18 protein-coding genes and 1 pseudogene are annotated in these 22,873 nt (G+C 48.3%); 6 read left to right on the forward strand and 13 right to left on the reverse strand.

Features of this window, described 5'->3' with window-relative positions:
* Positions 1 to 38 precede the first annotated feature (38 nt).
* Together qseC and qseB are read right to left on the reverse strand one after the other, a co-directional pair.
* The gene (gene qseC / locus K0335_RS05800) at positions 39 to 1,394 is read right to left on the reverse strand and encodes a quorum sensing histidine kinase QseC (RefSeq protein WP_104920275.1); all 1,356 of its coding nucleotides are present in this window, start codon (positions 1,392 to 1,394) and stop codon (positions 39 to 41) included.
* A complete protein-coding gene (gene qseB, locus K0335_RS05805) occupies positions 1,391 to 2,050 on the reverse strand; it encodes a quorum sensing response regulator transcription factor QseB (RefSeq protein WP_002431359.1) in 660 nt (219 codons plus the stop codon). Before qseB ends, qseC begins: the two co-directional genes overlap by 4 nt.
* Before the next feature lie 150 nt (positions 2,051 to 2,200).
* On the opposite strand from qseB, the gene K0335_RS05810 reads away from it, so the two are divergent.
* The 4 genes from K0335_RS05810 to ftsP all read left to right on the forward strand — a co-directional run bounded on the left by K0335_RS05810 (position 2,201) and on the right by ftsP (position 7,441).
* The gene (locus K0335_RS05810) at positions 2,201 to 2,593 is read left to right on the forward strand and encodes a YgiW/YdeI family stress tolerance OB fold protein (protein ID WP_000731634.1); all 393 of its coding nucleotides are present in this window, start codon (positions 2,201 to 2,203) and stop codon (positions 2,591 to 2,593) included.
* A gap of 119 nt (positions 2,594 to 2,712) precedes the next feature.
* A complete protein-coding gene (gene parC / locus K0335_RS05815; RefSeq protein WP_001281867.1) occupies positions 2,713 to 4,971 on the forward strand; it encodes a DNA topoisomerase IV subunit A in 2,259 nt (752 codons plus the stop codon).
* A 251-nt stretch (positions 4,972 to 5,222) separates the two neighbouring features.
* A complete protein-coding gene (gene plsC, locus K0335_RS05820; RefSeq protein WP_104920276.1) occupies positions 5,223 to 5,960 on the forward strand; it encodes a 1-acylglycerol-3-phosphate O-acyltransferase in 738 nt (245 codons plus the stop codon).
* 68 nt (positions 5,961 to 6,028) lie between these two features.
* The gene (gene ftsP / locus K0335_RS05825) at positions 6,029 to 7,441 is read left to right on the forward strand and encodes a cell division protein FtsP (RefSeq protein ID WP_000059407.1); all 1,413 of its coding nucleotides are present in this window, start codon (positions 6,029 to 6,031) and stop codon (positions 7,439 to 7,441) included.
* A gap of 213 nt (positions 7,442 to 7,654) precedes the next feature.
* Here the strand turns inward: ftsP and K0335_RS05830 are convergent, their stop codons facing one another.
* The 7 genes from K0335_RS05830 to K0335_RS05860 all read right to left on the reverse strand — a co-directional run bounded on the left by K0335_RS05830 (position 7,655) and on the right by K0335_RS05860 (position 15,130).
* Positions 7,655 to 8,959 carry a TRAP transporter large permease gene (locus K0335_RS05830; RefSeq protein WP_104920277.1) on the reverse strand — a complete coding sequence of 435 codons (1,305 nt, stop codon included), beginning with the start codon at positions 8,957 to 8,959 and terminating at the stop codon, positions 7,655 to 7,657.
* Positions 8,960 to 8,969: 10 nt separating this feature from the next.
* A complete protein-coding gene (locus K0335_RS05835) occupies positions 8,970 to 9,452 on the reverse strand; it encodes a TRAP transporter small permease (RefSeq protein ID WP_219393765.1) in 483 nt (160 codons plus the stop codon).
* A 41-nt stretch (positions 9,453 to 9,493) separates the two neighbouring features.
* Positions 9,494 to 10,477, reverse strand: coding sequence for a TRAP transporter substrate-binding protein (locus K0335_RS05840; protein ID WP_219393766.1), 984 nt, complete (start codon positions 10,475 to 10,477; stop codon positions 9,494 to 9,496).
* 72 nt (positions 10,478 to 10,549) lie between these two features.
* Positions 10,550 to 11,560, reverse strand: coding sequence for an Ldh family oxidoreductase (locus tag K0335_RS05845; protein ID WP_000214529.1), 1,011 nt, complete (start codon positions 11,558 to 11,560; stop codon positions 10,550 to 10,552).
* A gap of 10 nt (positions 11,561 to 11,570) precedes the next feature.
* Positions 11,571 to 12,587: a zinc-binding alcohol dehydrogenase family protein gene (locus K0335_RS05850; protein WP_000853934.1), complete on the reverse strand. Its 1,017-nt coding sequence runs from the start codon at positions 12,585 to 12,587 to the stop codon at positions 11,571 to 11,573.
* On the reverse strand, positions 12,584 to 14,056 hold the full coding sequence (locus K0335_RS05855; RefSeq protein WP_000016333.1) for a mannitol dehydrogenase family protein: 1,473 nt from the start codon (positions 14,054 to 14,056) through the stop codon (positions 12,584 to 12,586). The genes K0335_RS05850 and K0335_RS05855 overlap by 4 nt, the downstream gene beginning before the upstream one ends.
* 324 nt (positions 14,057 to 14,380) lie before the next feature.
* On the reverse strand, positions 14,381 to 15,130 hold the full coding sequence (locus K0335_RS05860; RefSeq protein WP_000438651.1) for an FCD domain-containing protein: 750 nt from the start codon (positions 15,128 to 15,130) through the stop codon (positions 14,381 to 14,383).
* 252 nt (positions 15,131 to 15,382) lie between these two features.
* On the opposite strand from K0335_RS05860, the gene K0335_RS05865 reads away from it, so the two are divergent.
* Positions 15,383 to 17,602, forward strand: coding sequence for a YgiQ family radical SAM protein (locus tag K0335_RS05865; protein ID WP_000095188.1), 2,220 nt, complete (start codon positions 15,383 to 15,385; stop codon positions 17,600 to 17,602).
* Between the two features lie 50 nt (positions 17,603 to 17,652).
* On the opposite strand, the gene yqhH is transcribed toward K0335_RS05865, so the two are convergent.
* From yqhH to yqhD, 4 genes and pseudogenes are all read right to left on the reverse strand, one after another.
* Complete coding sequence (gene yqhH / locus K0335_RS05870) at positions 17,653 to 17,913, reverse strand: lipoprotein YqhH (RefSeq protein ID WP_000719318.1); 261 nt, start codon at positions 17,911 to 17,913, stop codon at positions 17,653 to 17,655.
* Positions 17,914 to 18,029: 116 nt separating this feature from the next.
* Positions 18,030 to 19,512 (reverse strand): annotated as a pseudogene (locus tag K0335_RS05875) (DASS family sodium-coupled anion symporter).
* A gap of 155 nt (positions 19,513 to 19,667) precedes the next feature.
* Positions 19,668 to 20,495, reverse strand: a complete 828-nt coding sequence (gene dkgA / locus K0335_RS05880) for a 2,5-didehydrogluconate reductase DkgA (RefSeq protein WP_000013171.1) — start codon at positions 20,493 to 20,495, stop codon at positions 19,668 to 19,670.
* Positions 20,496 to 20,598: 103 nt separating this feature from the next.
* Positions 20,599 to 21,762, reverse strand: a complete 1,164-nt coding sequence (gene yqhD, locus K0335_RS05885) for an alcohol dehydrogenase (protein ID WP_001058836.1) — start codon at positions 21,760 to 21,762, stop codon at positions 20,599 to 20,601.
* A 192-nt stretch (positions 21,763 to 21,954) separates the two neighbouring features.
* On the opposite strand from yqhD, the gene K0335_RS05890 reads away from it, so the two are divergent.
* A complete protein-coding gene (locus K0335_RS05890; protein ID WP_141095969.1) occupies positions 21,955 to 22,854 on the forward strand; it encodes an AraC family transcriptional regulator in 900 nt (299 codons plus the stop codon).
* Positions 22,855 to 22,873: the final 19 nt, after the last annotated feature.

A 22,873-nucleotide genomic window follows, 5' to 3' on the forward strand; every position in this document is an offset into this window, starting at 1 on the left:
CAAAATGTGCAAAGTCTTTTGCAGATTTGGCAAAAATCTCAAGTTTTCCAACTCACCTTCGCTTCAAACCCACCCTGTTCCGCATTACCAAAAGTGACCTGAAGGCCGTGCAGTCTGGCGATCCGGCGGACAATCGAAAGCCCCAGCCCACTGCCGGTAGCTGTTTGTCCAGGTGGGCGATAAAAGCGTTCACCAATATGCTCCAGTGCTTCCTCTGACACGCCGGGACCGTTGTCTTTCACCGTAAAACTGTGCGTATTGAGAGTGACTTCCACCATGCTACCCGGTGGGCTATAGCGAACCGCGTTATCCAGCAAATTTCGTACCAGCAGGCTGAGCAGCAGAGGCTGCCCCGTTCGTATGATGCCCTGAGCGTTGAGTGCCAGACGTACATCAATTTGTGCCTGTTGAGCAGTATGGTAAATATCCATTACTGCTGATTGCAGCAGGTCATCAAAAGAGATTTCTGCTACATCCTGAAGATTGTCCAGTGAGTCCAGACGAGAAAGCGTTAACAACTGATCCACCAAACGAGTTGCACGCTCGATCCCTTCATGCAGCTGCATCAGCGCTTTGTCTCGGACTTGCGGATCGTCCACGGAAAGTTGCGCCACTTCGGTTTGCACTTTTAGCGCTGTTAAAGGGCTACGCAGTTCATGGGCGGCATCGGATGTAAATCGTCGCTCGCGTACCATAACAGTATGTATACGAGCAAAAAGTTGGTTTAGTGAGTCAACCAGGGGACGTACTTCCCATGGTACACCGGTTGTGTCGAGTGGTTGGGCAGACTCCGGGTCACGCAAACGCAGAGCCGCAGCTAATTTTTGTAGTGGTTTCAGCTCACGACCGAGGGCAAACAGTAATATAAGCAGCATTAATGGCAGGGCCACCAGCCACGGTACTAATTGCGCCAGCACAATCCCCAGTGCCATCTCTTCCCGATATTCCCACTCCTGACCCACCACAATGCGGTATTTTCCGTCAGCAGAAGTCAGCCAGATAAAACGCCAGCTATCGTCATCGTTCGTCAATTGTCCATCATCAAAGCCTTCCCGATGATAGCTGTAGGGAATGTATCGCCCATTGTCACCATCATTCATCACCATTTTTCCGTCACGGGTGAAAACAGCGAAAGCCAGCACATCGTCATCAATATGACCATGTTTGAATTTTTTGGGTGTTTGTGCGATACGCTCGGAAGCGCGTAGTTCATTGATATCTAATGCGATAAGCCGTTTTGCAAACAGCATTTGTTGGGTATCAAATAGCTCGTCAACGTTATCAGCGGTCAGCTTCCAGGCAATAAAGCCAGAAACAAGCCAGGTCATGGAAGCCAGAATTAAAAAAATAAGTGTCAGCCTGATGCGCAGGCTAAGGCGTTGTGTGAATTTCATGCCTCACCTAACGTGTAACCAATACCATGAACAGTGCGGATAAACCCGCTGCCGAGTTTACGCCGCAGGTGATGAATATGGACTTCTACGGCATTACTGGTCACTTCTTCATCCCAGGTATAGAGTTTTTCTTCAATCAATTTACGTGGCAGTACCCTTCCGACGTTACGCATCAACAGTTCCAGCAGGGCAAATTCTTTCGGCTTCAGGGGGAGTGGTTCGCCTGCAAGCGTTGCAACCCTTTTACCCGGGTCGAGAATGACCTTTCCGTGGTGCAGTTCATTGCTGGCCTGGCCGCTGGCTCGACGGATCAGGGCTTCCAGTCGAGCGGCGACTTCAATCAGCGCAAAAGGCTTGCATAAATAGTCATCAGCTCCCAGACGCAGACCTTCAACCCGTTCAGCCAGCGCATCCCGAGCGGTGAGAATCAGTACCGGTTCCCGTTTACCGTTTTCCCGCCACTCCCGCAGAATATCGCGCCCATCTATACCCGGTAAGGTTAGATCAAGAATGACTGCGTCATAGGGGGCACTATAAAGCGCCTCTTTGCCCTCGCGCCCCCCGGTAAACCAGTCAACACTGAATCCCATTTTAATTAAGCCCGTTTTAATGCCGTCGCCAATCAAACGATCGTCTTCGATAAGTAAAATTCGCATCGCTACTCCCGCACCAAACTTCAATGGCACCAAGTAAAACGCCTTGTAACGCCAGCTGTACAGCAAAAAATTTTCTTTTTTCCCCTTAAGATGTTGTTAAGGACTATCTTATTTAATGGTTGGAAAGCGATATCAAAGGGAGAAAGTAAGATGAAGAAACTGGCAGCACTTTTCACCGTGATGGCGCTATGCTCTGCGCCTGTTCTGGCCGCTGAACAGGGCGGTTTTTCTGGCCCGTCAACAACGAAAAGCCAGACCGGTGGTTTTGTGGGTCCTGACGGCAGCGTAACAACGGTAGAAGCCGCAAAATCTATGCGTGATGATACCTGGGTGACGCTTCGCGGTAATATCGTAGAGCGTATATCTGATGATCTCTATCTGTTCAAAGATAATACCGGCACGATTAATGTCGATATCGACCATAAACGCTGGAATGGCGTAACAGTCACTCCGCAAGATAAAGTCGAGATTCGGGGCGAGGTTGATAAAGACTGGAACTCCGTCGAAATTGACGTTAAGCAAATCAGTAAATTTGATAAATAAACCCAGCCAGGGCCGCCATCGCGGCCCTTTTCTTTGTGACTCAACGCGGCAGATAAGGTACTATCGGCGGCAATATTGCCTCTTAAACAGCGGGCTTTTGAGTTGAGGAATCACAATTAATGAGCGATATGGCAGAGCGCCTTGCGCTGCATGAATTCACGGAAAACGCCTATCTGAATTACTCCATGTACGTCATCATGGACAGGGCGTTGCCTTTCATTGGTGATGGTTTGAAACCTGTTCAGCGTCGTATTGTTTATGCGATGTCAGAACTGGGGCTGAATGCCAGCGCCAAATTTAAAAAATCTGCCCGTACTGTCGGTGACGTTCTGGGTAAATACCATCCGCATGGCGACAGTGCCTGCTATGAAGCGATGGTATTAATGGCACAACCTTTCTCTTACCGTTATCCACTGGTTGACGGTCAGGGAAACTGGGGGGCACCAGACGATCCGAAATCTTTCGCGGCAATGCGTTATACCGAATCTCGTCTGTCGAAATATTCTGAACTGCTGCTCAGTGAACTGGGGCAGGGTACCGCAGACTGGGTGCCAAACTTCGATGGCACGTTGCAGGAACCGAAAATGTTGCCTGCGCGCCTGCCGAATATTCTGTTGAACGGTACTACCGGTATTGCGGTGGGGATGGCGACAGATATTCCGCCGCATAACCTGCGCGAAGTGGCAAAAGCAGCAATCACTTTGATTGAAGAGCCTAAAACCACGCTCGAACAGCTGCTGGATATCGTCCAGGGACCGGATTATCCCACAGAGGCGGAGATCATTACCTCGCGTGCAGAGATCCGCAAAATCTACGAAAACGGTCGTGGTTCGGTGCGTATGCGTGCAGTCTGGAAGAAAGAAGATGGTGCGGTGGTGATTACTGCATTGCCCCATCAGGTTTCTGGTGCACGAGTGCTGGAACAGATCGCCGCGCAAATGCGTAACAAAAAGCTGCCGATGGTAGATGATCTGCGCGACGAGTCAGATCACGAAAACCCGACCCGTTTGGTGATTGTGCCGCGCTCCAACCGTGTAGATATGGAGCAGGTCATGAATCACCTGTTTGCCACTACGGATCTGGAAAAAAGCTATCGCATCAACCTGAATATGATTGGCCTGGATGGTCGCCCGGCGGTGAAAAACCTGCTGGAGATCCTCACCGAATGGCTGGCTTTCCGTCGCGATACTGTGCGTCGTCGCCTGAATTATCGTCTGGAGAAAGTGCTTAAACGCCTGCATATCCTTGAAGGTTTGCTGGTGGCGTTTCTCAATATCGACGAAGTCATTGAGATCATTCGTAACGAAGATGAACCTAAACCGGCACTCATGTCGCGTTTTGGGCTGACTGAAACTCAGGCGGAAGCGATCCTCGAACTGAAATTGCGTCATCTTGCCAAACTGGAAGAGATGAAAATTCGCGGTGAGCAGAGCGAGCTGGAAAAAGAACGCGACCAGCTGCAGGGTATTCTGGCTTCCGAACGCAAAATGAACACTCTGTTGAAAAAAGAGTTACAGGCCGATGCTGACGCCTATGGCGATGATCGTCGTTCACCGTTGCATGAGCGTGAAGAAGCAAAAGCAATGAGCGAGCACGATATGCTGCCGTCTGAACCGGTAACGATTGTGTTGTCACAGATGGGCTGGGTGCGTAGCGCTAAGGGGCACGATATTGATGCTCCAGGCTTGAGCTACAAAGCAGGTGACAGCTACAAAGCGGCAGTGAAAGGTAAGAGCAACCAACCGGTGGTGTTTGTTGACTCAACCGGACGTAGCTACGCCATTGATCCGATCACACTACCTTCCGCCCGTGGTCAGGGTGAACCCGTAACCGGTAAACTGACACTCCCCCCTGGCGCGACTATTGATCACATGCTGATGGAAAGCGACGATCAAAAACTGCTGATGGCTTCAGATGCTGGTTACGGCTTCGTTTGCACCTTTAATGATCTGGTGGCGCGTAACCGCACCGGCAAGGCAATGATTACATTGCCAGAAAATGCGCGCGTTATGCCTCCGCTTGTCATTAGAAGTGAAACTGACATGCTTCTGGCAATTACTCACGCAGGCCGTATGCTGATGTTCCCGGTTAGTGACTTACCGCAGTTGTCGAAAGGGAAGGGGAATAAGATCATCAATATTCCATCTGCGGAAGCGGCGCGTGGGGAAGATGGCCTGGCACATCTTTACGTCATGCCACCACAAAGCACGCTGACTATTCATGTTGGCAAACGCAAAATCAAACTGCGCCCGGAAGAGTTGCAGAAAGTGACAGGTGAGCGTGGTCGTCGTGGTACGCTCATGCGTGGTTTGCAGCGTATTGACCGCATTGAAATTGATTCGCCTCGTCAGGCCAGTAGCGGCGACAGCGAAGAGTAAGTACAACGCCGCTGATTTAGTAAACCCTGTCAGTTTGCAGAGGCAGGGTACTGATCAGCGGCGTAAGCATCTTTCCAGTCTGGGGTTACCACAACCTGTCCAGACAGGATGAACAAGAAAAATTCCCTTGAAACCGTTGTTTATTCATGCGTTGCGATTAACAATACGCTTTTCGTAGAGCCATTTAACAATGCCCTAACCTGATTTCAGGTGACGTAGAATGCCAGGCTCTTAGGCCTTCAGAGGTTGTTATGCTATATATTTTTCGTCTTATTATTACCGTAATTTACAGTATTCTGGTTTGTGTATTTGGTTCAATTTATTGCCTTTTCAGCCCGCGCAATCCGAAGCACGTCGCCACTTTCGGTCATATGTTTGGTCGCCTTGCCCCTTTATTTGGTCTGAAAGTGGAGTGCCGTAAACCTGCAGACGCAGAGAATTACGGTAATGCCATCTACATTGCTAACCATCAGAATAATTACGACATGGTCACGGCATCGAATATCGTGCAGCCGCCTACCGTCACTGTTGGTAAAAAAAGTTTGCTGTGGATCCCTTTCTTTGGGCAGCTCTACTGGTTAACCGGTAACTTGCTGATTGATCGCAACAACCGCGCCAAAGCGCACGGCACGATTGCAGAAGTCGTGAATCACTTTAAAAAACGCCGTATTTCAATCTGGATGTTCCCGGAAGGTACACGTAGCCGTGGACGTGGTTTGCTGCCATTTAAAACTGGCGCGTTTCATGCCGCAATTGCCGCCGGTGTACCGATTATTCCCGTGTGTATTTCGACAACTTCGAATAAGATTAATCTTAACCGACTGAATAACGGTTTAGTTATCGTTGAGATGCTACCGCCAGTGGATGTCAGCCAGTATGGGAAAGATCAGGTTCGTGAACTGGCGGCTTACTGCCGTTCACTGATGGAACAAAAGATTGCTGAACTCGACAAAGAAGTTGCGGAACGAGAAGCATCCGGCAAGATCTAATTTATCATTTTGTTTTTGCAGGAAAAGATTTTCTGCTGTTACTTTAGCCAGTTTCACATGGAGCTTATATGTCACTCAGTCGGCGTCAGTTCATTCAGGCATCGGGGATCGCACTCTGTGCAGGGGCGGTTCCGCTGAGGGCAAATGCTGCCGGGCAGCAACAGCCATTACCTGTGCCTCCGTTGCTGGAATCCCGCCGTGGACAGCCACTTTTCTTGACTCTACAACGCACGCACTGGTCCTTTATGCAAGGAACTCGCGCGGCCGTTTGGGGGATTAATGGTCGCTATCTTGGGCCGACTATTCGTGTCTGGAAAGGCGACGACGTTAAACTGATTTACAGCAACCGCCTGGCGGAAAATGTCTCCATGACCATTGCCGGGTTACAGGTGCCGGGGCCACTGATGGGCGGCCCGGCGCGCATGATGTCGCCAAACGCAGATTGGGCGCCAGTACTACCGATTCGTCAGAGCGCCGCAACGTTGTGGTATCACGCCAACACACCTAACCGTACCGCGCAGCAGGTCTATAACGGTCTTGCTGGAATGTGGTTGGTAGAAGATGAAGTCAGTAAATCGCTGCCGATTCCTAATCATTATGGTGTCGATGACTTCCCGGTGATTATCCAGGATAAACGGCTGGATAACTTTGGTTCGCCGGAGTATAGCGAGCCTGGAAGTGGTGGATTTGTTGGCGATACCTTGCTGGTCAATGGCGTACAAAGCCCGTACGTTGAAGTATCACGTGGCTGGGTACGTCTGCGTTTACTGAATGCATCCAACTCACGTCGCTATCAGTTGCAGATGAGCGATGGACGTAACTTGCATGTAATTTCCGGCGACCAGGGATTTCTCCCTGCCCCGGTTTCGGTGAAGCAGCTCTCGCTGGCACCTGGTGAGCGTCGCGAAATCCTGGTGGATATGACCAATGGTGAAGAGGTGTCGATTACCTGTGGTGAAGCAGCAAGTATCGTGGACCGTATTCGTGGTTTCTTCGAGCCTTCAAGCATTCTGGTTTCTACGCTGGTGTTAACGCTGCGTCCGACGGGCTTGTTACCGCTGGTGACTGACACCTTACCGATGCGCCTGTTACCGACCGGGATCCTCACAGGTGCACCAATTCGTAGTCGTGATATCAGTCTTGGTGATGATCCGGGTATCAACGGTCAGCTGTGGGATGTTAATCGCATTGATATCACTGCTCAGCAAGGTTCATGGGAGCGTTGGACAGTTCGCGCCGATATGCCGCAGGCATTCCATATTGAAGGGGTTTCATTCTTAATCCGCAACGTTAACGGCGCCATGCCGTTCCCGGAAGATCGCGGCTGGAAAGATACCGTCTGGGTAGACGGCCAGGTGGAACTGTTGGTCTATTATGGGCAGCCTTCCTGGGCGCATTTCCCGTTCTACTTTAATAGCCAAACGCTGGAGATGGCCGATCGAGGTTCGATCGGGCAGCTGTTGGTGAATCCCGCGCCTTAATAAGATTTATCGGACAAGGATGTCGGCTGCTTTAATATCAGCCATAAATTGAAATGGATAAGTATTCTTCATGCTGGCAATACTTCTTTAATTAGAACTGATGTAGTTAATTGGCTGCATGTAATGGCCAATGAGTCATAGAACCTGAGCAACACAATAATCAAGGTAGGCCAGGCAATACACCCGGCCCACTTTGAACACTCAACATTGCTCTCAAGTTGAAAATAATCCTGGCAACATCAGACTAAGTTGTGGGAAATAACAAATTATTGCCATTACCACAAACAACGCCAGAAACATCGGCATTAATGGTTTAATTGCCCTGTCGATACTGACCTTACCAATGCTGCAACCCACAAACAGAATGGTGCCGACAGGGGGAGTGCAAAGGCCAATAGTTAAATTGAAAACCATAATAATGCCGAAGTGGATGGGATCTATCCCCAGATGCTGAGCGATCGGCAGGAAAATAGGCGTAAATATCAGGATCGCCGGTGTGATATCCATAAAGGTACCGACAATCAACAGAATGATATTAATAATAAGAAGAATGACCCATTTGTTATCCGAAACGCTGGTAATCAGTTCGTTGATCAACTCAGGAACATCAGCATTCGTCATGGCCCATGACATCCCCATTGAACAGCCTACCAGCAACAAAACAATTGAACTGGTTACTACGGAGTCTAACAGGATGTCATTGAGTTTCTTGATGGTGATTTCACGGTATATCATTGCCAGGACTAAACTATAAATTACCGCAATTGCCGATGCTTCCGTGGGCGTGAATACTCCTGCGATAATACCGCCAATAATGATAAAAATAAGCATCAGGCTGGGAATTGATTCGCGGAATACGTGTAAAAACTGACGAAAATTGATGCGTTCGGCTACTGGATAATGGTTCCGTCGTGCATAAAGTGCAGCCACAAACATTAAAGCAGCAGCGGTGAGAATGCCTGGCAGATATCCGGCTAAGAACAATGCTGCAACAGAAGTACCTCCACTGGCGAGGGAATAGACAATCAACACATTGCTCGGTGGGATCATCAGGCCAATAGGTGCAGAGGCAATATTAACCGCCGCAGAGAACGCCGGATCATAGCCCTCTTTTTCCTGCAGAGGTGACATAATCCCACCTACCGCTGCGGCTGACGCAACGGCTGAACCTGAAATCGCACCAAACAATGTATTCGCGAGGATATTACAATGAGCCAGTGAGCCAGGAAGACGCCCAACTAATGCTTGTGCCAGGTTAACCAGTCGTCGGGCGATGCCACCGGTATTCATAATGTTTCCGGCTAATACGAAGAAGGGAATGGCTAATAGCGTAAAGCCGTCCAGTCCCACTGTCATCTTTTGCGAAATCACAGAAATGGCGGCATCAGGTGGTAATGCAGTAATAATTGATAACAGTGAAGAAAGGCCAATAGCAAAAGTGATGGGCACACCTATTGCCAGCATGACGGCAAAACTGCCAAATAAAATTAAGACGGGGTAGAAATATTCAAAGTCCATACTTCCCTCGTTAATGATAATTCCGTTTGCGATAGTTGTCAATAATATTCATTACTGAATACCAGACCAGAATCAGTCCACTGACAGGCATAACCCAATAAACTTTGTCCATCGGCCATTTTAATACTGGAGAGATTTGTCCAACATGTTGTGCTTTTTCAACAACAATATTCCCACCATAGATCATGAAAATAACCGCAAAGGTCGTAATAATAATTTGGATAAAACTGTCAAGCGTCAGAACTGATGCAGCCGGAAGTTTTTGAGCCAACAAATCAATGGCCAGATGTTTTTTTAACCCCGCTGTATATACACCGCCAAGTAAAATCATCCACATAAATAAAATCTGGGTGAACTCATCCAGCACAGTGCTGGGAGCGTTAAAAATAAAACGTGCAATAACTTGCCAGGTTACGCAGAACACCATAATGGCGAGAATAATGCAGCAACATCCGGCAAGGATCTTATTAAGAATATGAGTGAGTGTTCGCATAAGTTTTCCATGAAAGGGCAGGAATTACCTGCCCATTAGGGTTACATACTTTCTACTTGCTCAAGGTTTTTGGCGGATTGTGCATCTTTCGCCTTGAATTCATCGTATAACGGTTTGACGCGTTCTTTGAAAGCGGATTTATCAACATCAACAACTGTTGCGTTCATCCCTTTCATTTTGTCGTAGGCTTCTTTTTCAGCCGCAGGCCAGATGACGTCCTTCATCTGCATCATGGACTCATCGGCTGCTTTTAATAATGCCGTGCGCTCTTTATCACCAAGTTTATTCAACACATTGGTGCTGATAATTAACACATCAGGTACCATGGTGTGTTCATCACGTGAATAGATTTTTGCGACTTCGGCGTGACGCATATCGGAATAAACTACGGTACTGTTTTCTCCGCCATCAACCACACCTTGCTGAAGTGCGGTGTAGAGTTCGCCCTGTGCCATAGGAGTGGCGACACCACCAAGTGCTTTCATCATTGCAATAGCACTGGGGCTTTGTTGAACCCTGATTTTCATTCCTGCTAAATCTTCAGGTTTTGTAATCGGTTTATTGGCGTAAAAACTTCTCGCACCGCCGTCATAATACGTAATACCAACAAAACCTTTGCTCTCTGATGACTTAAGTATTTTTTTACCTAAATCACTTTGCAGAACACGATAATAGTGATCACGGTCGCGGAATAAGAACGGCAGACTGAAAAGGCTGTAATCCGGGGCAAAAGACTCCAGTGATGCGGCATTAACTTTTACCATCTGTAATGCACCAGAATTCATTAACTCCAGTGATTCACGCTCATTACCTAATGTCGCATTTGGGTAAATGCGAATAACTAATTCACCATTAGAATACTCTTTGGTTTTATCCGCTAAATAGCTTAATGCTTTATGGACAGCATGGCTTTTACCCTGATTATGACTCAGTTTTAATGTTGTTTTCGCCAGTGTGGTATTGGAAATTAATAAACAACTGGTTAACAACATAAGCGATGCCGTCAGAGGACGAAGTGCTTTCATATCCTGCTCCTGGTTAATATAACAGAAACGATAAATACAGCGCTTTTCTATCGTTATAATAAAAAGTAGTAATTAATTCTCTGCCAGATAATGGAATATTCCTGCCGGAACCGGAATACCTTCCTGCTGGCATTTTTCTTTGTAGTGCATTTGCGGATCGTTCGGTGCTAACACTTTTTCGACACCGGGAACTGGTTTAATGGCATGCAGTTCCGTGACCATTTGCGCCATGGTTTTTGCAAAAACAGGATTGCCGAGCTTTTTCGGATCGATGGCAATAACCAAACTTGCCAGCTTACGCATCTTGTCATAATCACCATACATGCGAACAATATGGTTACCAAAATTCGCATTCATCAGCACGCCAGTCAGTGCATCAATAGCCAGCGCAATGCCTGAACCTTTGTGTTGGCCGAAAGGTAGCAGGTTTTCAATCTTATGCGGATCAGTGGTGCCATAACCGTCTTTATCTATCGCCAGCCCTTCACCAATATGTTTTCCGGTTTCCTTTGCATGAAGTATTTTGCCGAAAGCCGTGGCACTGGTCGCCATATCAACAATCATCGGATGGCTGTTTTCCACCGGGAAACCAAAGGCGATGGGGTTAGTACCCAAAAAGCGCTCGGCGCCGCCATGGGGAGCCACGCAGGTATCGGTTTGCGTCATTACGATAGCAACCAACCCTTTGTTGGTGACCATCTCTGCAAAATAAGATAACGCGCCACAGTGAGACGTATTTTTAACGCTAACAAAACCGAGACCCTCTTCCTGGGCCAGTTTAATAGCGTGCTCAGTGGCGCTAATTAATGCCGAATGCCCCATTCCGTCGTCAGAGTCGAGAATTGCCACTGACGGTGAAATTTGCTCAATGCTAAACTGCGGGGCTTTATTTAACCCTCCGGCAGCAAGGCGGGTGCAATAATGTTCAACACGCATAACTCCATGTGAATGCACACCTGTAATATCGGCATGTACTAAAACATCTGTCACCTGTTGTGCAGTGTCAGGATCCAGCCCGGCGGTATGTAATTTGTGGTGCACCAGTGATTTTAAATTATCTTCACTGACATAAACAGTTGTCATATTTGTTCCCTTAAAAAGTGATCACACCCTTGACCATATTTTTATTTTCTACAACGTTACGTTGGTAATCTTCGCCAACACTAAAGAAATCGAACTCCTGGTTTTTCATTAAATTTTCGTGAATTTTATTGCTGCGCATCAGTTCAATCACCAACGCAAAATCTTCCCGTGTGGCATTGCGGCTGCTGAGTAAAGTTGTCTCTTTTTTATGGAAGGTCGGATCGTCAATAACGAGTTCACCAATATACAAACCGATGAAAACAATTTTGCCGCCATGACGAATAAGATTTACATCCTGACTCATTGAAGCTTTATTTCCCGTCGCATCCAGTACTACGCAAGCCAGTTCACCTCCAAAGGCCTCACGAAGCGCGACAATAAAATCTTCCTGTGTGGGATCGAAGGCATTAATAGCCAGATGATCCACAACGTGCTGGCGACGTTGACAATCAATATCAGCAACAACAACATGCGCCCCTTTAGCCCTGGCGATGGCTGCGGTAGCCAGACCGATTGGCCCGGCGCCAATCACCAGTACGTTTTGTTCAGCCTTGATCTCAGCCCGACGAACGGCATGTGCACCAATGGCGAAACATTCAACCAATGCTCCGGCGCTGTCGCTTACCTCGTCAGGGAGCGGCACAAGGTTGTCTTCACGTACCGCAAGGTATTCACTAAAACCCCCATCCTGATGCACGCCATACAGCGAAACACGTTCGCAGCAGTTCGTTTTCTCTTCCCGACAGGCTGCGCACTCGCCACATGGAATGCATGGGATGACGGAATAGCGCTGGCCTGGCTGTGCTGTTTGGCACTGACTGCCTCGCGAAACCGCTTCGGCGCATATTTCATGACCTAATACACGTGGGTAGCTAAAAAAAGGCTGTCTGCCGGCAAAAGCGTGAATATCAGTACCACAAATACCCACAGCTTTGATTTTTAACAGCACTTCATTATCTGCTGATGTGGGAATATCCTTTTCCACATATTCCATAACGCCAGGCTGCTGACAAATTAATGTTTTCATTTCTGCTCATCCGATAATAATTGGCTGATGGTGGCCTTGATGCCTTTGTTTTTTATATTCGCAAATGCGATTTTTATTTCATTTATAAATGGCTGATGGTTGCTTAAATCACCAAATATGGCGCTAAGGTGCAGTAATGCGAGCGCCTGTTGCCATGCGTCTTGTTGTTCCTTTATTAGCGCCTGAAATTGTTCATTCATTGGATCAGCGACAGACTGGCTTTTCTCAACAGCTTCAATGACATAATGCAACCAACCAGCCACGAGCAGTGACAGAACAGCATTGTTTTGTTTTTGCTGATGCAATTTCAGCCAGGGAGTCAGCGCTCGCTGGGGAAGCTTTTGCGAACCATCCATAGCAATTTGCCCGGTACGGTGTGCAACATTACGGTTGCTAAAGCGTTCAATTAACAGGTCGGCGTATTCCTGGGCGTCGATATTTAAGTCTGGATTAAGTGTTCGGGCTTGTTCATTAATCATCAGCTGGCGGGTAATGGAACGAAAATCAGCGTCTTCCATGCATTGCCAGATAAATTCATAGCCAGCCAGTGAGCCGTTATAGGCCAGAAATGAATGGCTACCGTTTAACATGCGTAACTTCATTTCTTCATAAGGCTGAACATTGCTGACAAACATCGCGCCTGCTTTATCCCATTCCGGTCGCCCATGCACAAAATTATCTTCAATCACCCACTGGCGAAATGATTCGCAGACAATCCCGCAGGGATCGGCATAACCGGTTTTAGTTTCCAGTAAGGCGAATTGCGATTCGGTCATTGCCGGAACAATACGATCTACCATCGTGCCTGGAAATGAGACATTTTCTTCGATCCACTGAGCCAGGGGCTGGTCCAGTTGTCGGGCAAAACCGAGAACGGCATTTCGCGTCAGATGCCCATTGTCTGGCAAGTTGTCACAGGAGAGCACGCTAAAAGCGGCGAGTCCTGCCGCTTTACGTTGTTGCAAAGCACAGACGATCAAGCCAATAGCCGACTGAGGCGCATCCGGGTTTTGTAGATCGTGTTTGATTAATCCATTGGTGAGATCAAGTGATCGCGTTTGCGAATCGAGACAATAGCCTTTCTCGGTGATGGTTAATGAAACGATTGTTACCTGAGGTTCAGTCAATTTCTGAATTGCTGCGGTAATGCCATCCACGGGGGTGTGAATACCGCCAGTCACCGAACGCACAAGGCGTGAGGTAGATTGCGATGCAGATGTTTCCACAACCGAAAACAGCCCATTTTGCGCATTTAAGTTTTCAATCAGTTGAGCATCACCAAAAAGGTTGATCTCAAAGATCCCCCAGCGGGTGTCCGAAAGCTGATTAGTGAGATCCATGTAGACAGCCTGGTGTCCGCGATGAAAAGCGCCAAAACCAATATGGACAATATCTGCCTGTAACTCGTCCCGAGGCCAGGTGGTTACCTGATCATAGTGGGCGACAGCGATACTTTCGTTCCCTGACATTATGCTCTTACTCCTGGTAGCTGGTGTGTATAGACCAATTTACATAATTCACTAGACCAAAGACAGAGAGATGCATCACGCTTGCAGAGAAAGGCAAAAGTACGAAACAGAACAACAAGGCATTATTTATATCTGTATCAATGAGTTATATGAATAAAATGAAAGGAAAGTTTTTTAGAGGTCAGTTTTTGGGATAATTGCCGCTAATCTAAGATATCTGATGATAATCGATTTATTAGACCAATTGAGAAGAGAGCGTGTACCAGTGGAGGGTGCAACGCAGAGCCAGCGTCATTTTTCACGCCAGCTCTGGACTAATGAAGGTTAACGAGCGAAGAAAAAGTCATCAAAATCGCTGATGGAAGCGTCTTGTTTGAAGATTTTGATCAGTTCATTTTTGCTGTTTTCCAGATGTCTCCAGGACGCTTCCCTGGCGAGCTCTGAATCTTTCTGTTGCAGAGCCAGGAAAATAGCCCGGTGATCTTCCAGCCATTGCAGACGCAAATGCTTTTCATGCAGGTACTTGTAGTTAAGTTTCTTCCAGCGGGGGTTTTCTGTACGTACCGCCCGCCATAATTCAGCGGCTTGTTTGATGAGTACCCGATTTTGCGTTGCTTCGGCAATAATGCTATGAAAACGATGATCCAGTTCTTCAAATTTATCGCTTTCCGCAGCGATAGCCTTTTCCTGTAATCCAATGATTTTCTTCAACTCTTGTAACTCGTTAAAGCTGATCTGGCTGGCAGCAAAACCGGTAATATTGCTCTCAATTACCTGACGTGCCTGTAACAGTTCAAACGGGCCAATTTCTGAATAAGGCATCAATGATTTCTGATTGAGCTTATCGGTGGAATCAACAAAGAAGATCCCTGACCCTTGCTTCACATTCAGCACGCCTTTCAGTTCCAGCATAATGATGGCTTCACGAATGGTAGTTCGGCTGGTATTAAACCGCTCGCTCAGTTCACGTTCTGAAGGTAGGCGCTCTCCGGCTTTAAATACGCCTGAATACAGCAACTCCTCAATCTGTAGACCAATATCGTAATAGCGGCGCTTTGTAATAACCTGTTCCATACCTAGCCTTACTGTGGGTGTCCTCGGATAGCCGATCATCGTGCAACATGACTTGAGCGTTGCTGATCGGCATAAATAGTAGCGGCAGTTGCCACGATACCGCTAGCCTTAAATGTGTTTGCTATGGCTGAGCTGTGAAAAACGCTCACCAGGGTATTTCGTAACCTTTCATCAACACCACTTCATTTCCGCGCGCGATACAGCGTATAATCCCCGGCCTTTGATTATTTTTTTACCATTTCTGGAAGCAAAATGAGCTCTATCTCCTTGATCCAACCGGATCGCGATCTGTTCTCCTGGCCGCAGTACTGGGCCGCCTGTTTTGGACCGGCACCGTTTTTGCCGATGTCACGTGAAGAGATGGATCAACTTGGCTGGGATAGCTGCGACATCATTTTGGTAACAGGTGATGCATATGTTGATCACCCAAGCTTCGGGATGGCGATTTGCGGTCGTATGCTGGAAGCGCAGGGCTTTCGTGTCGGGATCATCGCCCAGCCAGACTGGAGCAGCAAAGACGATTTCATGCGTCTGGGTAAACCGAATCTGTTTTTCGGTGTTACCGCAGGCAACATGGACTCGATGATCAACCGCTATACTGCCGATCGCCGTTTACGTCATGACGATGCCTACACGCCGGATAACGTCGCGGGTAAGCGACCGGATCGCGCCACACTGGTTTATACCCAGCGTTGTAAAGAGGCGTGGAAAGATGTGCCGGTGATCCTCGGCGGTATTGAGGCTAGTTTGCGTCGTACCGCACATTATGATTACTGGTCCGATACCGTACGCCGTTCAGTGCTGGTGGATTCTAAGGCCGACATGCTGATGTTCGGTAACGGTGAGCGTCCGCTGGTGGAAGTGGCGCATCGTCTGGCGATGGGCGAGCCGATTAGTGAAATCCGTGATGTGCGTAATACCGCGATTATCGTGAAAGAGGCGCTGCCTGGCTGGAGCGGCGTGGATTCTACCCGTCTTGATACCCCTGGGAAAATCGACCCAATCCCGCATCCGTATGGCGAAGATTTGCCGTGCGCGGATAACAAACCAGTGGCCCCGAAAAAGCAGGAAGCGAAAGCCGTAACCGTGCAGCCACCGCGCCCGAAACCGTGGGAAAAAACTTACGTATTGCTGCCTTCTTTCGAGAAAGTGAAGGGCGATAAAGTCCTGTACGCTCATGCTTCACGTATTCTGCACCACGAAACCAACCCCGGCTGCGCGCGTGCGCTAATGCAAAAACATGGCGACCGCTATGTATGGATCAACCCGCCTGCCATCCCGCTTTCTACCGAAGAGATGGACAGCGTCTTTGCGCTGCCGTACAAGCGCGTGCCGCATCCGGCTTACGGTAATGCCCGAATTCCGGCTTACGAAATGATTCGTTTCTCGGTCAACATTATGCGTGGCTGCTTTGGCGGCTGTTCTTTCTGTTCTATTACCGAGCATGAAGGGCGCATCATTCAGAGCCGTTCGGAAGATTCGATCATCAACGAGATTGAAGCGATCCGCGACACCGTACCGGGCTTTACGGGCGTGATTTCCGATCTCGGCGGCCCAACTGCCAACATGTATATGTTGCGCTGCAAATCGCCGCGTGCCGAGCAGACTTGCCGCCGTTTGTCGTGCGTTTACCCGGATATTTGTCCGCATATGGACACTAACCATGAACCGACGATCAACCTCTATCGCCGTGCGCGTGATCTGAAAGGCATTAAAAAGATCTTGATTGCCTCTGGTGTGCGTTATGACATCGCCGTAGAAGATCCGCGCTATATCAAAGAGCTGGCGACTCATCACGTTGGCGGTTATCTGAAGATTGCCCCGGAACATACCGAAGAAGGGCCGTTGTCGAAGATGATGAAGCCGGGCATGGGCAGCTATGACCGCTTTAAAGAGCTGTTCGATACCTACTCGAAACAGGCAGGTAAAGAGCAATATCTGATCCCGTATTTCATCTCGGCACACCCCGGTACGCGTGATGAAGATATGGTGAATCTGGCGCTGTGGCTGAAAAAACATCGCTTCCGTCTCGACCAGGTACAGAACTTCTACCCGTCGCCGTTGGCTAACTCAACCACCATGTATTACACCGGGAAAAACCCGCTGGCGAAGATCGGTTATAAGAGTGAAGACGTCTTCGTGCCGAAGGGTGACAAGCAGCGTCGTTTGCATAAAGCGTTGCTGCGTTACCACGATCCGGCAAACTGGCCGTTAATTCGCCAGGCGCTGGAAGCGATGGGTAAAAAGCATCTGATTGGCAGCCGTCGTGATTGTTTAGTGCCTGCGCCAACCATTGAAGAGATGCGTGAAGCGCGTCGCCAGAACCGCAATACCCGTCCGGCGTTGACTAAACATACGCCGATGGCGACCCAGCGTCAGACGCCAGCTACGGCAAAGAAAGCGTCGTCTACGCAGTCTCGTCCGGTGAATGCTGGTGCGAAGAAACGCCCTAAAGTAGCGACAGGTCGTTAATTAACTATTCCCGGTAGCAGAAATGTTACCGGGAATACAAATTTAGTTTTTTAGTAGTCTGAATACATACGCAAGCAGCGCAAGCAATCGAAATAGTCCTGGGCATCAAGACGGGTATTTGCTCGGTTGGCTTCAGATTTTGCCGCGTAGATTTGCGGGCGTAACGCTTTAATATCCTGCTCAAGCCTGGTGATTTTGGTATTTAGCAGTTGAACATTGGTGGCAAGTTGATTAACTTTCGCTTCATTGACACAGCCACTAAGCAGGCTGCTGAGTAATAGTATCGATCCTATAGTGAAAATCTTTTTCATTTATTGTTCCCTCATAATCCATTTTTTTGATGAATCTATTTATTGCAGTATTAAATACGGTTTAAAACTGTTTTCTCCACAGATAGAAAAAACGGTTTAATTTGCCATAAATAGACTTAATACAAACCTAACATTTTCCACCAGGCCAGGCCGACCGTAATAAACACCGCCTGGTTAAATAAACTAATAACAAAGCCGGTACGCCACCATACACCTGTTGGTACATACCCTGCACCAAACAGAATCGGACCCCGGGCATGGGTGTATTGCGTCAATGAGCAATAAAGGCTGCTGGTAAATGCCAGCATCAGTGCCATGGGGGCCGCCGGAATATTAAGATGTAGCCCTACACCGAGGAAGACTGCATACAGTGCGGCAATCTGCGCGTTACCGCTGGCGAAGAAATAATGGGTATAGAAATATGCCGCATTGAGTAGTAATAAAATCACGACCCAACTGGTGCCCCCCATTGCACTGCCAATTGTGTCACCTATCAGGTTACCAAACCAGGTGGTGAAACCGAGTTTTTTCAATTGGTTGGCCATCATCAACAGCGCGGCAAACCAGATTAAAGTATCCCATGCGCCTTTTTCGCTTTTGACATCTTCCCAACTGAGAACGCCACTCAGTAGTAAAATTGACAGGCCAACAAACGACGCGGTAGTAGCATCAACTTTCAGTACATCGCCAAAAATCCACAACACCAGCAGGACGCCAACCGTTGCCAACATCAGCCACTCACCACGCGACATCCCACCCATTTGCGCCAACTCTTTACGAGCGATATCAGGAGCATCTGGGGTATGTTTTATCTCAGGGCGCGTCAGCCAGTAAACCAAAAGCGGGACGATCAACAACGAAACCACACATGGCAGTAGCGCCGCCATAAACCAGCTTCCCCAGGTTAACGTTACTCCGGCATTTGCTGCCAGTTTTACCGCCAACAGGTTGCCAGTGTAACCAGTCATAAACAGCGCCGCGGTGACATCGTTGACGTTACCAATACAGGTGACCAGGAAGGTGCCAATTTTACTGCGCGATTCATCATCCGGGCGTGAGTCGAAGCTGCGAGCCAGCGAATCGGCAATAGGGTAAATGACACCACCACAGCGTGCAGTATTGCTGGGCATAGCAGGGGAGAGAATCAGGTCGGCAAATGCCAGACCATACGCCAGCCCCAGCGTTCGTTTGCCTAACAAACGGATCATTTGTAACGCGATACGCCGCCCTAATCCGGTTTTAATAAAGCCTCTGGCAATCATAAATGCCACGACAATCAGCCAGATAAGCGAACTGTTTAATTCGCTCAGAGCGGTAGCAATAGCTTTGCTGGGAGTGGTATCGCCTGCAGCATAGGCAAGAGCAAAGACGGTAATACCGATAATGCCTACAGCGCCGATGGGGAGAACTTTTGCCACAATCGATGCAATGGTTGCGACAAAAATAATGGCGGAATGCCAGGCCGGTGCGCTAAGGCCGGAAGGCGGGGAAATTTGCCACAATCCTCCAGAAATAAGAACAATAATAATTAATGGGAGCCATTTGACGCCCTGAGGATTTTTTTCCGCCACAGTCAGTACCTATAATTAATATGAATATAAATTCATTAAATATAATAACCGTGAGTAATTATCTGGTTATTTGCCGGTAATGCTGCACGTGTGTTCGGAAAAAATACACTGACGTTCAGGAGCTAATTGTTTCTTAATATTTCGAAAGTAAAGCCCGGCAGGAATACCGGGCGTGGAGAGGAATTAACCGCCAAAATTGTCCGGATCTGGACCGAGGCGTTTGCCCTTATCGAGTTTGGCAATTTCACCTAATTCGTCTTTATCGAGACGGAAATCCCAGACATTAAAGTTTTCCGCGATACGTGAAGGCGTAACCGATTTGGGAATAACGACAAGGCCATTATCCAGATGCCAGCGAATAACAATTTGCGCCGGCGTCTTGCCATATTTATCGGCCAGATCGCGAATAATTTTCTGATCAAATACACCTTCACCGCCCTGGGCTAATGGGCTCCATGATTCAGTTTGAATTTGGTGAGTGGCATTCCAGGCGTGCAGCTGACGTTGCTGCATTAATGGATGGAGTTCGATCTGATTAATGACAGGAGTTACACCGGTTTCGTCGATCAGTCGTTGCAGGTGGTTGATCTGGAAATTGCAGACGCCGATACTTTTGATCAGCCCCTCTTTTTGCAAGTCGATCATCCCCTTCCAGGCTTCAACATAATGATCGATAGCGGGTACAGGCCAGTGCATCAGCCAGAGATCGAGGTAATCCAGTTGCAGTTTTTCCAGACTTTCCAGTAGTGCTTCACGTGGACGCTTCTGATCGTCATTCCACAACTTGGTGGTAATAAAGAGAGATTCTCTGGGGATACCGGCACTTTTAAGTGCTTTGCCGACGCCTTCTTCATTTTTATACGCAGTCGCGGTATCGATTGATCGATAGCCCACTTCCAGCGCTTTATGAATAGCCGTAATGACTTCCTCGTTGCTCGCCTTCCAGACACCCAGGCCCAGTTGTGGCATTACATTACCGTCCCGTAGCTTGATAACGGTTGGATTAGCCATGCGTTCCTCCTTAGAGTGAACTCGCCGAAGCGGACTTCGGCGAGGTGGTGTGACTTAAGTCTGGACGATATGCCCAAAAACGAAAGTCAAAGGCAGAAAAACCTTACCGGGCGGCCTCGTAAATGCGACGGCTAACATCAAGCGTAATATCATGATGTTCACCCAGTTTAGTCATGCCATGTTCTTCCAGTTTTTTCAGTAATGCCGGGATAGAGCTACCGTCCAGGCCGTAGTCGGAAAGGTGTGTTGGTACGCCCATTTGCTCGAAGAAATGACGTGTGGCGGCGATGGCAGCATCGATACGTTCGTCGTCACTACCTTCAGTGATATTCCACACGCGCTCGGCGTATTGCAGCAGTTTCTCGCGCTTGGTATCGCGTTTTTCATTCCACAAAGCCGGTAATACGATCGCCAGAGTTTGTGCGTGATCCAGCCCATGCATTGCTGTCAATTCGTGGCCCAGCATATGTGTTGCCCAGTCCTGCGGCACGCCTGCGCCAATCAGCCCATTCAGCGCCTGAGTTGCCGCCCACATCACATTGGCACGCACATCATAATTTTCTGGCTCTTTCAGCGCTTTCGGACCTTCTTCGATAAGCGTCAGCAAAATACCTTCTGCGAAACGATCCTGAATTTTGCCATCCACCGGATAAGTCACGTATTGCTCAACAGTATGTACGAAGGCATCAACCACGCCGTTAGCTACCTGACGTGGCGGCAGGGTGTAGGTATAAACCGGATCAAGCACGGCAAATACTGGCTGAACATGAGAGGAGTGAAATGCCTGTTTGTCGCCAGTGGTTTTCCGCGAGATAACCGCGCCAGCGTTAGACTCTGAACCGGTAGCTGGCAGGGTTAATACACTGCCCATCGGAATAGCGCTTTTGATCTCCTTGCCGCCCGTTTCCAGAATGTGCCACGGATCAATGTCGTCAGGGTAATGAGCGGCGGCAGCAATAAATTTGGTGCCATCAAGAACTGAACCACCGCCTACGGCCAGCAGGAAGGTGACATTTTCTTCACGTACCAACTTAACGGCTTTCATCAGTGTTTCATAAGACGGGTTAGGTTCGATCCCACCGAACTCCAGTACATCCATGCCTTTAAGTGCATCCAGTACCTGGTCCAGAACTCCCGTTTTCTTCACACTACCGCCGCCGTAAGTAATTAATACGCGAGCGCCCTGGGGAATTTGGTTGCGAAGACCCGCGATAGCGCCTTTGCCAAACAGAATACGGGTTGGGGTGTGCAGATTAAAATTATTCATTACTCGCTCCCTTATGTGGGTAAAAAGAGGGCAGGCATCACGCTGCCTGATAGTGAACATTGTGGTAGTGAGAGGCACTCCTCTCAATGCTCATTTCTGCCAATGTCTTGCCCATTTCTCCAGAGCGCTGGAGAAATGCAATAAATTTGCGCACAATCAAAACGTCATAAAATGCCGAGAAAATCATGTGCTATGAACCGGGAAGAGATCTGCTTACAGCTTACAGAAAAAATTAATTCACTGAAAAATAACGTTAATATTCCGAAAGAGAGTGTGCCTGGCGTGCGTCTGATTTATGGCACTACGCCCGGTATGCGCACACCTGTGATGTATGATCCTGGTATCATTTTTCTCTTTTCCGGTCATAAAATCGGATATATCAATGAGCGCGTGTTTCGTTACGACGCCAATGAATACCTGTTGTTGACCGTACCGCTTCCCTTCGAATGTGAAACTTTTGCCACGCCTGAAGTGCCGCTGGCAGGCATTCGCCTGGATGTCGATGTTCTGCAATTACAGGAACTGCTAATGGATATCGGTGAAGACGAGCAGTTTCAGCCTGCGATGGCAGCCAGTGGTATTAACTCTGCAACCTTGTCTGATGAAATCTTATGTGCCGCAGAGCGCTTATTAGATGTAATGGAACGACCGCTGGATGCCCGAATACTTGGTAAGCAGATTATTCGCGAGATCCTCTATCACGTGTTGACCGGACCTCGGGGAGGAGCACTGCTGGCACTGGTGAGTCGCCAGACACATTTCAGTTTGATTAGCCGTGTCCTTAAGCGTATCGAAAATAAATACACTGAAAACCTGAGTGTTGAGCAGTTGGCTGCGGAAGCAAACATGAGCGTCTCGGCCTTTCATCATAATTTTAAGTCGGTCACCAGTACTTCGCCGCTGCAATATCTGAAAAGTTATCGACTGCATAAAGCCCGGATGATGATTATTCACGACGGGATGAAAGCCAGTGCGGCGGCGATGCGTGTTGGCTATGAAAGTGCTTCGCAGTTTAGCCGCGAGTTTAAACGCTATTTTGGTGTGACGCCGGGAGAAGATGCGGCAAGAATGCGGACGATACAAGGGAGTTAGCCTGTACCCGCACAAATGT

Origin of the sequence: Escherichia sp. GZ89 (assembly GCF_019366485.1) — a bacterium.
Taxonomy (GTDB): domain Bacteria; phylum Pseudomonadota; class Gammaproteobacteria; order Enterobacterales; family Enterobacteriaceae; genus Escherichia; species Escherichia fergusonii.

Excerpts from the sequence above, each read along its gene's own strand:
- yqhH (WP_000719318.1), bottom strand. The coding sequence starts at position 17,913 with ATGAAAAAGATTTTCACTATAGGATCGATACTATTACTCAGCAGCCTG.
- K0335_RS05835 (WP_219393765.1), bottom strand. The coding sequence starts at position 9,452 with ATGCGAACACTCACTCATATTCTTAATAAGATCCTTGCCGGATGTTGC.
- K0335_RS05860 (WP_000438651.1), bottom strand. The coding sequence starts at position 15,130 with ATGGAACAGGTTATTACAAAGCGCCGCTATTACGATATTGGTCTACAG.
- K0335_RS05840 (WP_219393766.1), bottom strand. The coding sequence starts at position 10,477 with ATGAAAGCACTTCGTCCTCTGACGGCATCGCTTATGTTGTTAACCAGT.
- K0335_RS05890 (WP_141095969.1), top strand. The coding sequence starts at position 21,955 with ATGAACCGGGAAGAGATCTGCTTACAGCTTACAGAAAAAATTAATTCA.
- K0335_RS05865 (WP_000095188.1), top strand. The coding sequence starts at position 15,383 with ATGAGCTCTATCTCCTTGATCCAACCGGATCGCGATCTGTTCTCCTGG.
- dkgA (WP_000013171.1), bottom strand. The coding sequence starts at position 20,495 with ATGGCTAATCCAACCGTTATCAAGCTACGGGACGGTAATGTAATGCCA.
- K0335_RS05830 (WP_104920277.1), bottom strand. The coding sequence starts at position 8,959 with ATGGACTTTGAATATTTCTACCCCGTCTTAATTTTATTTGGCAGTTTT.
- qseC (WP_104920275.1), bottom strand. The coding sequence starts at position 1,394 with ATGAAATTCACACAACGCCTTAGCCTGCGCATCAGGCTGACACTTATT.
- yqhD (WP_001058836.1), bottom strand. The coding sequence starts at position 21,762 with ATGAATAATTTTAATCTGCACACCCCAACCCGTATTCTGTTTGGCAAA.
- plsC (WP_104920276.1), top strand. The coding sequence starts at position 5,223 with ATGCTATATATTTTTCGTCTTATTATTACCGTAATTTACAGTATTCTG.
- ftsP (WP_000059407.1), top strand. The coding sequence starts at position 6,029 with ATGTCACTCAGTCGGCGTCAGTTCATTCAGGCATCGGGGATCGCACTC.
- parC (WP_001281867.1), top strand. The coding sequence starts at position 2,713 with ATGAGCGATATGGCAGAGCGCCTTGCGCTGCATGAATTCACGGAAAAC.
- K0335_RS05850 (WP_000853934.1), bottom strand. The coding sequence starts at position 12,587 with ATGAAAACATTAATTTGTCAGCAGCCTGGCGTTATGGAATATGTGGAA.
- K0335_RS05810 (WP_000731634.1), top strand. The coding sequence starts at position 2,201 with ATGAAGAAACTGGCAGCACTTTTCACCGTGATGGCGCTATGCTCTGCG.
- qseB (WP_002431359.1), bottom strand. The coding sequence starts at position 2,050 with ATGCGAATTTTACTTATCGAAGACGATCGTTTGATTGGCGACGGCATT.
- K0335_RS05845 (WP_000214529.1), bottom strand. The coding sequence starts at position 11,560 with ATGACAACTGTTTATGTCAGTGAAGATAATTTAAAATCACTGGTGCAC.
- K0335_RS05855 (WP_000016333.1), bottom strand. The coding sequence starts at position 14,056 with ATGTCAGGGAACGAAAGTATCGCTGTCGCCCACTATGATCAGGTAACC.